The 12,743-nt window shown below is 36.2% G+C and carries 8 protein-coding genes; 2 read left to right on the forward strand and 6 right to left on the reverse strand.

Translation table 11 applies throughout. The annotated features are described in order from the left end of the window. Positions 1 to 60 precede the first annotated feature (60 nt). The 6 genes from AC3ITD_RS10815 to AC3ITD_RS10840 all read right to left on the reverse strand — a co-directional run bounded on the left by AC3ITD_RS10815 (position 61) and on the right by AC3ITD_RS10840 (position 11,966). The gene (locus tag AC3ITD_RS10815; protein ID WP_489366360.1) at positions 61 to 2,475 is read right to left on the reverse strand and encodes a GAF domain-containing protein; all 2,415 of its coding nucleotides are present in this window, start codon (positions 2,473 to 2,475) and stop codon (positions 61 to 63) included. A gap of 140 nt (positions 2,476 to 2,615) precedes the next feature. After that, positions 2,616 to 6,221, reverse strand: a complete 3,606-nt coding sequence (locus tag AC3ITD_RS10820) for a BamA/TamA family outer membrane protein (protein ID WP_489366362.1) — start codon at positions 6,219 to 6,221, stop codon at positions 2,616 to 2,618. 39 nt (positions 6,222 to 6,260) lie between these two features. Next, a complete protein-coding gene (locus AC3ITD_RS10825) occupies positions 6,261 to 7,163 on the reverse strand; it encodes an SdiA-regulated domain-containing protein (RefSeq protein ID WP_489366364.1) in 903 nt (300 codons plus the stop codon). Between the two features lie 11 nt (positions 7,164 to 7,174). After that, complete coding sequence (gene ppk1, locus AC3ITD_RS10830) at positions 7,175 to 9,208, reverse strand: polyphosphate kinase 1 (RefSeq protein WP_489366366.1); 2,034 nt, start codon at positions 9,206 to 9,208, stop codon at positions 7,175 to 7,177. 8 nt (positions 9,209 to 9,216) lie between these two features. After that, on the reverse strand, positions 9,217 to 10,434 hold the full coding sequence (locus tag AC3ITD_RS10835; RefSeq protein WP_489366368.1) for a Pycsar system effector family protein: 1,218 nt from the start codon (positions 10,432 to 10,434) through the stop codon (positions 9,217 to 9,219). A 203-nt stretch (positions 10,435 to 10,637) separates the two neighbouring features. Next, positions 10,638 to 11,966, reverse strand: a complete 1,329-nt coding sequence (locus tag AC3ITD_RS10840) for a putative sensor domain DACNV-containing protein (protein ID WP_489366370.1) — start codon at positions 11,964 to 11,966, stop codon at positions 10,638 to 10,640. A 229-nt stretch (positions 11,967 to 12,195) separates the two neighbouring features. On the opposite strand from AC3ITD_RS10840, the gene AC3ITD_RS10845 reads away from it, so the two are divergent. Together AC3ITD_RS10845 and AC3ITD_RS10850 are read left to right on the forward strand one after the other, a co-directional pair. Then, a complete protein-coding gene (locus tag AC3ITD_RS10845; RefSeq protein WP_489366372.1) occupies positions 12,196 to 12,480 on the forward strand; it encodes a hypothetical protein in 285 nt (94 codons plus the stop codon). A gap of 25 nt (positions 12,481 to 12,505) precedes the next feature. Continuing rightward, entirely contained in the window at positions 12,506 to 12,709 is a 204-nt protein-coding gene (locus AC3ITD_RS10850) for a hypothetical protein (RefSeq protein WP_489366374.1), read from the forward strand. Positions 12,710 to 12,743 lie beyond the last annotated feature (34 nt).

Consider the following 12,743-nt stretch of genomic DNA (forward strand, 5'->3'; position numbering starts at 1 on the left):
ATACATTTCTCTACAATCTTCAACACTATTCCTTAATTAGGCATCAAATATTTTATGATGCTAATTCTGGAGCATTTTAGCTATCTCTTTTTCAATTGATTTGAGTTCTCTTGGCTTTAGCTTCTTGGTAGCATCGCGTTTGTCATCTAAATACTTCACGCCTACACGCAGAGCTTTTAATCCTGAAACGCCTTGTAATTCATCTAGATCGAGTAATTCAACATCGTTAGTTAAATAACCTTGAACCTGCATGTATTTAATGTATTCAAGATATTCCTTAGCTTCTTCCTGGTTAAAATAAACCATCGAAATTTTATGTGGTTGCGTCAAGCGTTCGCTAGTACCCTTAATCAAAACCTTATCTATTCGCTTCTTAACAACTTCATAGCGGATATTATAAGCGCCCTCTACATCGAAACGTCGTTCGTCATTTCTGAAACTGATATCAATGGCGTTTGAATGGATAAATATCAACTGTGTTGTTTCTAAAGGCCGTGGCATTTCGCCAATTAGGCTTTTCGATAAGCGGGCAATATCAACCATCGAAGTCAATTGCCATAATCGGATATTTTTTAAGTATAAAATATCGAATGGTTTTTCTGGAGCAATTTCCTGTCCGATATAAATATCATATTCTACCCCATCAGTTCTAAACTTGGCGAAATAACAAGGATAAGATGCCTGCAAATTAGCCTGCGATTTTTCTAAGTATTGACTTACTTCCGTATTGATTAACTGCATCGAAATTTCCAATTGCCGACGATTTGTATAGGCAGCTCCGGTTTCGGGCACAATTACAGTAAAATACTCATCAACAATTTCTGCAGTTTCTGGATGATTTGTTTTGATAATCGATAAGAACGGATAAACTTCCATCTCTAAAAATTCTCTTAAACGATTTTCTTCATTCGATGAAGCAAAACTTCCAATCTGTTTAATCCAATCTTTACAATTAAATAAAAGCTTATCAATAAGATCAAGTTTAACTGTTTTTTTTATGGCCTTTAGTGCATCCATTAAATGATTTAATAGTACGTTTAAATCATCTTTAAGTGCCTTGTTGCGTTCTGTTGTCGAATTTCTAATGTCGATTGCACCAAATAATGGGTACATATGCTTAAAAGTAACAGTTTCTATTTCTTTTACTTTACTATTTGAATTTTGACTTTGAAGAAAATGCCATACCGCTTCATTGAATTTCCATTGAACTGATGGTTGCAAAGCAGTAAACTTATCCATCAATACCTCATCCATTTTGGCATCAAACTCTTCAATGCTATATTGAAAAAGCTGGCCAATTAACGGCATTGCCGGACGTAACCTGGAAAGCAATTTATCATCAACTAATACTTCATGGGTAGAATAAACTTCTAATACACCAGCTAGCTGGTTATTGTAGTACACTGGTAAAACAGAATAAGAACAAACTCCGGCTGCTTTTAACACCCTTAAAAATGGATCTTTCGAAATTTGATCGTCATTAATGGCGCTTACAAATATCGCCTTTGGATTTTCCTTGTATTTATCAACTAATGAATAAAATACTTCCTCTTCGAGGTTTGCTGCCTTTGCCGAATTGATCAACATACTCTGAGAAAACTCTTTATTATCGAAAACCAGCTTATTATTTACAGTTAGAAATGGCATTAGTCCAAATTCTAAATCCCCATTACCACTTAAACTTTTTAAAGCCTGAATAACGTGGGTATAAGCCTCGGTTTGATAGTTGTGATTTACCAGAGCATCACGAATACCATCTATTGAGTTTTGCAAGGTAACATCGGTAATGGAGATGATACTGAAACCTTCAAAGCGGAAGTTTTGCAATGGCAAATGCGTAATCAAATATTCCAGCTCATTATCTTCCTGAAAATAACGCCCTAATTCCTCAAAATTAATTTTAGGCAGATCGCCTTTATGTTTAATATCTACAAATTTGGTATCGGTTTGAATATTATAATACTGTGTAAGCTTCGATTCTTCGTTAACATGCCCGTAAATAATTTCATTTTTAAGTACATAACTGAAGTTATAAAAACGGCTTAAAATGATATTATAAATAAATTTAAGCTGTTTTTTTTCAACAGGCTCACTATCTTTTGTTACTTTATTTTTCGGATCGTGATCTTTGAAAAATTTATAAAAAGCGTTAGTACTAAAGAAAATCTGATCGGGTATTGGCGTACTTAATGCCCAGAACAAATCATCTTCATCACCCATTAAAGGGGTAAGGATGGTAAAAATTAACTCTAATGTATCTTTGTATTTAGATAATTCTTCAGCGCTGATGCTTGTTAAAAGCACTTTATCTTTTTCAATTTTTTCGAGTAAAAATCTGTAAAATTCAGACTTAACTGATTTTTCTGTTTTTAATCTATCTTTTAAGTACTCCACAAGGGGTCGAAAAGACAGAGAAGATTCTACCTGGCAACCTATACATTCATTTTTATGTATTTTTATTACGTTGGTATTCATTGTATAAGTTTTTCTATAGTGTAAATTTTATAGTTATCTAATTAATTATTAATCCGTTGCAAAGGTAAGCACTGGTTAAATCAAAATCGTCTTTGAAACGTAATACTTGGATTTAGTATCTATAAGGATGTTACACAAATTTAGTACCTAAAATTTAATGATAGGTATGGATACCAGCCATCAGACGAATGTCCCATTACAAATCTTACAACTGTGAGTGATGCTGGAGCGAAATAAATGCCGCCCCCAACGCCATGGTGCCATGTTGTTGAAATTTCATTGCGTTTCCAAACCCTGCCCACATCATAAAAGCCAAGTAAGCCAACTTGTCCGGGTAAAACGTAACTGACTAAATCACCAAGTCTTGCTCTTAACTCTAAATTGTTATAAAAAATATGCTCTCCAGCGAATCTGAACTGCCGATAACCTTGAAGGTTGCCTTGTCCGCCAAGATATAAGGCCTGGTAAAAAGCTGGTTGTCCTACGGTTACTCCTCCACCGAAACGATCGGCCAGAATGAAATTTTTTCTTCCATCTAAGTTTTTGTACACTGATACACTGGCGGTAAGCTGACCAATAGAATTGGAATACTTGTTTACACCCTTATACGCAAGCAATTTGAAATCTACATAGCTTCCTAACGTTGGAAGCAAGTCGTTATCACGTGTATTATTTACAAAATTTACAATCGCCCCTGCAAACATTTTTTCATTCCTAACTGTCAAACTGTCAGCTGAATGAAGCTGACCAGGATTTAAAATAAAACGACCATCGTTGTCCTCTTTGTTAAATTTATAATACTGATAAGATGGACCAATAGAAAGAGTAGACTTGGGTCTTCTCCAGCGAATGGCGGCATCAACCTGGTAAAGATTAAATCGAGCACGATAATACCTGATATCATCTCCATGTTCATCAAAACGGGTGTCATTACCTAAACCGAAAAAGTTTTGCGTATTGTTCGGAGCATAAGCATTGGCATTGACCAGCAAATCGCCTTTACCCAAAGCCTTTAACCACTCTCCTTTGTAATTAAAACGGAATGCTTTGGTAGAAAATGAATGCAAAAACGAAACAGTCTGCGAGTTTCCCCAAGGTTGTTTCCTAAAACCAGGGTTGGTTTGCTTGTAGACTAATCCCAGTAAAATTCCATCATCTCTGTTGTAACCTGCATTAAGGTTGTACGATCTTCTAACGTACATATCTTTTGGAATGTAGCTAAAATTGGCAGTATCGTTAGAAATTATTTTTAGGATTTTATCCTGAGATTCTCCTTGATAAGTAGCTTTATCGGTTCTTCCGTACAACTTTACGGTACTATTGCTATTTGCAAAATCATAAAACTTATTTCCCTTACCACCAATAATGCGAATTTTGATCTTAGAGTTTTTATTATCCAAAATCAAACTATCGTTACCATTGTGCATGTAAATCCTGAGCTCCTTTGTTACGTTAGGATCAAACTTGCGATCAAACAGCTCATCTTTGATATTTCCTTCTTTTGATATCTTATTAATTTTAACCCTTAACCCATCATGCTCGGTATCTGAAACTTTAATAAGTTCGTGTTTATCGGTCATTTCAATATCGACAATGCGATTGAAAAAATGATAATAATCGTTCATCATTTTTGGCAAGTTGGCTACACGCTCACGCAGTGTGGTTAAAAATGCATCGTGATGAAGGGAATAGCTAGGTTCTGGCAGTTTCTTTAATGCTTTTTCAAAAACTTCATCATTATAGTTTGCGCAAAAATCTTTAACAATCTTGTTAAATTCTTCCTCGTCTATATTTGCCGTCCAACGACTGCTAATTTCTCTTCCTTCCCATAAAAACCAATTGATATTTTGAATTGGGCGTTCGTAGCCCTGCATCATAGGTAATAATGAAGAGGATTGCGTAAAGCGTTGTAATTTTCCATCGCCACGAAAGAAAACCTGATCCCGATCGCGGGGAACCGGAGAATAGGTTGAGCCCTCTTTGGTTTTCGTTTCCTTCCACCGCCATTGGTCTTCATGCCTGTCCCAATCGCCCAGTAAAACATCCAATGCTCTTGCTTTCACCCAAGCATGACCATCTAATTTGTTATCATTATCTTCAGTTAGTTTTTTATCCATTTTTGGCGAACTGTCTGATTCTCCAACAGGTTCACGCTCTTCGAACAAGCATAATGTATTGGCAAAAGCAGATTCAAACTCACCTAAACCATCATCTGGTGAAACCCAGCCTATTATCGGATTTGAATGTGGTATGTTTGCAGCTTTAGCCAATTCTGGCACTACCAATGCAGAAAAAGGATGTTGTGCAGACATATTATCTTTAATAATGTCTTTCGCAAAAGTATTTCTTAAGCCTTCTGGTAGCAATACTTCGGGAAATTTTTCTACACTGCGTAGAACGTATTCTTTTCCGTTTTTATCTTCTAAACGTAAAGACCGTGATTGATTACCACCTCCACGCTGAGTTGCTTTTAAGCCACCCATCATTCTTGAAACATGAAGTACCGGAACTTTGGTTCGCTCAGCATACTCCTTTCTGTAATTTTCGCCAAAAACATAGCGATGAAAACGCCCAACACTATCGTATTCAGGTTTAATTTTCACAAAAATACTATCAGCGGTAATTGGTTTATCGCGGTTACGAACCTTTGAAGGAATGGTTTCGAACTTCTTGACATAGCTATATACTTTTTTAACACTGGTATCAGAATAAACATAATACTCGTAACGCATATCGTTATTCATTAGCTGATCGGCAACAACATAACCTTGCTCCATCGCATGAAAAAGAGAGGTTTTACCTTGTTTATTTGGAGAGGTTTTTGAACCCGAACCACTCACAATCTGAAGTTGCTTTCCTTTGATTAACTGTAAACCATGTTCATGACCAGCTACATAAGTTACATTTGGATAATCGCCAAATACTCCGTTTACCGATCTGATCATATCTTTATACGCTGGATGATTTAGATCTTCAGGGCTTAAAAGCGTTGACCTTAGAAAAGGATAAACCGATCCTAAAACCGGCATTGGGATATAAAGGTTTTTGCTAAGAGAAGTTAAGGGAAAAAGGTGATTTCTTAGATTAAAGTAACCGCCATGAGGGCCGTAACTTTGAAACGGATGGTGCGAAGCCAACAAAATTACTTTGTCTTTATTTTGCTCCAGCAATTCTTCCATTCTCACTAAAACCTCATCCTTTGTATTGCAATCGCACTCACTGGCCGCATTGGCTTTGTTGTAAGGAAACAGCCACCATTCGCTATCATAAGCAATAACGGTTAATTTATCTGTTAATTTAATAGCTACCGGATCGGGGCATCCATTATCAGGAATTAATTTTAAAAGCGGATCGCCCTGAGCCTTTAAAAAATCATCTTGTGCTTTAATTTTTGCCAAGCCTTTTGGCCCGGATTTATCCCAGTCATGATTACCAGGAATAAAATAAACCGTAGCACCCATTGAGCGCATAGGCTCAAACTGAGAGCGCAAAATTTTCTTGGTATCTTCTTCTTCCAAACTTCCTGGTAAACCCATACCCGTTGGATAAATGTTATCGCCCAAGTAAACTACTGTGGTTTTTTTAGGGATAATCTGTTTTGCAGCATTCTTTAAATCCTGCATTTGAGCGGTATTCATCTCGCCGGCATCGCCGAAAAGAATAACACGATATTTTACATCGCTTTGCGCAAAGGCAATAAGTTGGGTTAAAAATAAGATTGCTAAAAGGGTAAATCTTTTAATCATAGCCAGGCGTTTGTATAAAGATAGGATAATTTAAACTGCTTACTTTTTCAGCTTAAACATTAAAATATTTCCGGCAGATAACTCACCACCTTCGTTTGAGATATAAAGATTGTTGTCCCGATCAAAAGCGATTCCTTCCGGCTGATTGAATGAAGTACCTATTAATGGATAAGTTGCCTTCACTTTAAAGTCAGCATCGGTAATTACCAATAACTTGTTAACCGAAGAAAGAACATACCATTCGCCTGTTGAAGTATTTTTAGCCAAAGCCGAAGGACGAAATTTAAGTTTTGATTCACCTGCCAAATCAGCGATTCCTTTATATGGTAAGGAGAAAATTCCAGCAGGGGTAAATTTCCCTCCCTCGAATTTAAAAGCAAAAATATCAGTTGCTTCTTTCTTTTCTTTTTTAACCTCTTTAGTTAAAACATATACCATTCCTGTACTTTCATCGGCTGCTAAGCCTTCATATTCAGCTTTTGGAACCAAGTCTTTCGTTTTCCCCACATTTGCTGCTTCAGGCTTATTAATTTCTGAAATGGGAAAAGTATGCAGTTCGCCATTACTTTTTAACACGATCACATAATCCTTTACAATCGCTACGTCTTCATAATCGCCTTTTCCTCCAAATTTGGTAAACTTAGATTCCTTTTCACTCAAGCCCAGATAGAACAAATCTCCATCTTCATCCTGAATAGCGAAAACCTTACCTGGGTCGCCTTTGTGAAAAACAATACCAGAAATTTCAAAAAGATTTTGTGGCATATTGTATTTGACGGGATTTTCTAAATCATAAGGCAGGTTGGATTTAGCCTCACTATTTTGAGCGGTTTCGGTAGTTTTTGAGTTATCGTCGCGTTTTTCGTTTACACAAGAAACACCAATAAAAGCGATAGCCATTAACGCAATAGCCGTTGCTGTTTTAGATCTATTTTTAATCATGGGGAAAAAAATTAATTTTTATTTTTTAAATATTGATAAATAGCATGCTGTGATGAAACTTGATTTTGATCGTTTTTAATTGATACGTTATCCATGTTTTCATTTATAAAAACAGCTTGCACATTATCCTGTTTCTGGAGGTTGATAATATCTAATAATTCTTGCTTTATTTTTTGATCATATATAGGAAAGCAAACCTCTATCCTACGGTAAATGTTCCGGTTCATCCAATCGGCCGAGCCCATATAAACCTCTTCTGAGCCAAGATTATAAAAAACAAAAACCCGACCATGTTCTAAATAACGATCGACGATTCGGATAACTTTAATATTTTCACTCATGCCCGCTACGCCTGGGATCAGCCTGCAAATGCCGCGAATAATCATTTCAATTTGCACACCCGCAATAGAGGCTTCATATAATTTGTTAATTAAAACCTTTTCTTCAAGGTTATTCATTTTTATGGTAATCGCGGCAGCTTTTCCTTGTTTTGCATATTGAATTTCACGCTCAATAAGTGAAATAAACGTTTGTTGCAAATTAAACTGCGCTACCAATAACTCATCAAATTCGATAAAATTATTTGCGCTTGGTTTAACACGTTTGGCCAGAAAAATAAAAAGCAGTTCTACTTCGCGTAACATCTCTTTGTTGGCCGTCATCAGGATATGATCTGTATAAAAACCAGCGGTTATTTCATTGAAATTGCCAGTAGCAAATAAGCCTACGTAATGCATTCTACCCTCAACCTTGCGCTTAACCAAGGCAACTTTTGCATGTACTTTTAAAGCAGTAACACTGTAGATGATATCTACCCCAACCGCTTTCATTTTTTTTGCCCATTTAATGTTGTTTGCTTCATCGAAACGGGCTTTAAGCTCTACTAAAACAGTTACTTTTTTCCCGTTTTTTGCAGCGCTGATCAAGGCATTTACAATTTTCGAATCGCTAGCTACGCGATAGAGTGTAACATAGATCTCCTGTACAGTTTCGTCAATGGCAGCTTCATTAAAGAAACGTAAAACACTATCGTAACTCTGGTAAGGGGTGTGTACAATGATATCATTTTTGTAAATAGCTTCAGTTAAAGAACCGTCAATAAGATCGGTATTACATATTTTAGGCCAGGAACCATTGGAAAGCTTATCCGATTTTATAGGAAAGGACATCAGATCTTTCAGGTTGTGGTATTGACCTCCCTCTATATTGTTGGCTTTTTTTAGATTGAAGATTTTCTTCACTAATACCAACACATTAATTGGAATTCCAGGCTGGTGGAGAAAACGGGTAGCTAAACCTAAATCGCGTTTTTGCAATTGCTTCTCTAACTGCTCCGACAAACTTCCGGAGTATTCATCCTTGAGGTCAATCTCCGCGTCTCTAGTTATTTTGAAACTAAAACATCCAGTAATCTCATCATTCGGAAAAATGCGATTTAAATGAAAACGGATAATATCATCCAAAAAAACAACAAAGGTTTCATTCGCCGATTCTACTTTATAGAAACGAGGCAATTCATTTGAGGGAATATTTAAAATAACAGCTTTAGTATCTGAATCTTTTTTTATTGTAATTAAGAAGTAAAGCTCATTATTAGCTGGAAAGAATTGTGTTTTCTCATCAATAAAAACTGGCTGCAAAAAAGCTAAAACCTGACTTAAAAAATATTGGGTGATTGATTTTTGAATATCTGCTGGATAAATCTCTCCATAAACGAGATTTATTTTATTCGATTTAAGGGCTGGAATAATATTGCCTTTTAATATTTTTCCGAAGCGCTGTTGCTGATCAGAAATTAATTGATTGGCTCTTTTTAACAAATCTTCCTCGATATGGATATCGTTATCTTCTCTACTGCTCAATTTTTCCAAAGCTAAAAGTACCGGCATGCGTACCCGATAAAACTCATCAAGATTAGATGAAAAAATCGATAAAAATTTAATTCTTTCCAGCAATGGAACCGATTCGCGTTCGGCTTCCATTAGCACACGTTCATTAAATTTCAGCCAGCTTAAATCGCGGTTAAAAAAAGAAGTTTCGATCATTGCAGCCATTAAAGTTTACCGTAAGCCGCATAAGCAATTACAAATGCAAAAACCGCAGCAATTAACCCCCACATAAAAATATTATAGGCTAAACGAATCAGTTTATACTTCCTCCCTAATACTACCCCTTGCGAATACACATCGGTTATTAAAGTTCCATAAAGAAAATCTTTGTCGTTCATTACTTTGATCATACCTTCGGTATAACTAGGCAGGCTCATTTTGTAAAAATTACCAAAGAAAAGTAAATTAACCTTCTTATCATCCATGTCTTGCTGCGTAAATTCTCCTTTGGGGATCGAAGGTCTGGTTGATAAAATAGAAACCACGACACAGGTTAAACTAACAATAAGCAGAATAAACGTTGGAATAATTAAGTTTCCATGATCTTCTAACCTTCTTAGCAATAAACTCACAATTAAGGAAAGCATAATAGAATTTACGGTAATCAGGATGTGGGCTTTATTATCAGCCATATCACTTAAACGCTGGTTATTCGTTGCCGTAATCCTAAACATCGTCTCAATACCTTTGTCTGGCCGATCATCTTTATCTTTCTTTTTAACCTTTGACAAATCTATTGCCGGCGCAAAGTTTTTCGGCTCCTGCAATTCGGTATTGATAACTTGCTGAGGCGTTAACTTGCTTTTCAGCTTGCTAATATTGGCTTGCTTTTGGTCGTTAAGTAAAAGAATGGCATAATCGGTTTGGTAGCGGTGAGATTCCATAAACTGAATATCTTTTTTTCGCCATTCCAACTTACTAATGTCTTTTTTATGGATGAGCTCGGCCTCCTTGTGCATTAGCTTTCCCTTTTTGCGAAAATCTGGTAATCCAAGGTGAAACAAATCTGCATCACAAACAATTTTATCGATCTGATTTTTAGGAGACTGTGGTACTTTTGTAGCCATAATAGCACTTTTTACCTGGTCTCTAATTTCAGTTTCCACATTTTGCTCAACCAAAAATTTATCTGCAAGCTCGGCCCCTTTAACTTCATGATTTAAAGCATCATCGTAATAACCCGTATCGTGGAAGTATGCTGCAACGGTTACCGTGAAGAAATCCTGATCACTAAGCTGGTAGTGGTTAGCGATTTGCTGAGCGGCCTTTACGACCTCTTCAGTATGCTCGAAATTATGATAAACCAATCGCGGATCGCTGTGGTTGCGAAAATAATCGCTTACGTACTTTTCTACGTTCTCCTGCAATTGTTTATAGCTCATGAATAGATTCTAATTGTACTAATTTATTTGTTTGGAAGAAATGCATTTTCTTTAAATACTTTAAGGCCAAAATTGTTTGCCAATATTAAATATAAAATTACGCTAAATTTTACAAAAGTGACGCAGGAAGGTTCAGACTTGTATTCAGCTCTATATTTTACAATTCTATTATTGATTGTGAAAGATTTAGAATGTCTGAATATCTACTGTTGGTTTCGCCTGCCCGAGCGGCTGGTTTTATACTGCTGTGTTTTTATATTCTCCCACATAATTAATTTATCTTCAATTTTAGAAAAGGCTCTAATTTCTCCATCTTGCGAAATCACGAAACCAAGCGCCGAAGGATGATTCCAACAATAGGAAATCATAGATCTGTGTCTGGTTCCGTAATGTTTAGGATCATGCGGTACAAGCGATTTCGGAGTAGCTGTAGAAGTATTTGAAACAAAGATTTTTCGAGGCATTTTCTTCGATCTTAAAACTACTCCAAAACCATTTGCAACCATGTTTTCATTAAATAATATCACGCCATCTACGCAACTTTGCGATGCTATAAAACTAATAGCGCCCTTAATTTCATCAGCTGTGCCTTTTTTATGGAAGAACAGCTCTGTTTCTTTTTGATAGGTATTTCGGGCAACTGATTTTCGCCCTTTTTTAAAATCATTGTAAATTCTATTTTCAACTACATACTGGTCTATTGATGCTTTTGCATGTGCAATCAAGGCCTGTGCAAGCCGATCGTAATGGATTTTGTATTTAACATCTAAGTCTATTGTGTCTAGAGCGATTAAAATTGCACCACCGTGCTGATAGTTTTGAATCTTCAACAACAGTCTTGAAAAAGTTTGAATCCATAAACCATCCAAAAACTCTTCCCACTCTGTGTATTGTTCCATTGGATGAACCTGATCGATATAAGTTCTCAATGCAACTTTCAAAAAGTCAGCATTTTTCTTAATCATTTTAGATATTGGTCCAATGGTAAGTACGTCCAGGTACCTTTTAACCAGAACATTTTGTTTAAGTGTAGCTAAAAGTTCATAATCAAAAAATACATGCAGTGTTCCAATATCGCTTACAGCCACCTGAAATAACCCTGGTTGTTCAGAGTACATGTCAGATTCGTAGTTGAGAAAATTTTGATAGTGCATGGCCTGATCAATCATTCCCCAAACATAAAGACACCCCTTATCGTCAAAATATACTGCCAAAGAAGTGCTCGAAGGGTCAGCTGCTTTTGATAATTTGGCCAATGATTTGGTCGTCATGGGGATTCTTCGTTCGAAAGCAATACAACTCCAGCGCTCTGGAACTAAGTTTGCTGGCGGAGCAGGATCGGGATTATCGGGATTGATTAACGTAACTGTAACTCGGGTCAAATCACTTTCCTCTTTGCACATACTAGAATAAAAGAGACAATCGAACAAATTTTCTAACACAGCTAATTCTGGAAGCAATTGCTTCCTCCTGGTAAGACGAAGTTTGTGCTGAACTAATAAAGCAAGATCAATTGGGCGAGAATTTTCCAAAGTGAATGATTTATCAACGGAACAAAATGAGGCCTCTAAAGTTTGTTTACAAACATTATAGTTGTAGGATAAATTAACAACTTTTTAAATATCATGATGATCCAATAATAATATGAATTAACTAATTGTTTTTCATTCCAATGATTCAATTTTCCAAACTTATTTAAAAAGATCATGTTAAGTTACTAGGCCAATTCAGTTCGGTTGCGCTTAATACATTTAAAATTCTATGATGAAAATAAGTGACGAGGGATTATTAATTCCCAATGATTATTACAGAACCCAATTTATAAATAGTTTTCGGGGCGGCGTTGAAGGAGACAACACGATGACCATTATTGTAAAAGATGATACCGATTTGGTTGTTTATGCCAATGCGGCAAAATTGGTTTGGGAATCTGTTGGAGATTATCCATCAAGCTTTAGAGGAATTGTTCGTACAAAACATGGAAATGCTTTTGCCACATTCGAATATGTTGGCGCTTTGAGTGAATCGGTTTCAGCCGCTGGGTAAATACATTAACTAAAACAAATCGATTATGAAAACCAAATTAATAATTATTGGCTTAGCTATTTGTACATCTTTTGCAGCGTGTAATGGCAAACAAGCCGATCAGGAAAATGCCGATAAAATGAATCAATACACTGATTCAACATCTTTGGGTACGACGACAAAAGATAGTACCAACGCAAACAACATGGCAGATTCTACAACAAATGCTCCCGCAGATGCTAACCATTAGGTGTATAATATAAGGCCTAATAAAACCTTGTGTA

Source organism: Pedobacter sp. KH_004, assembly GCF_057840755.1.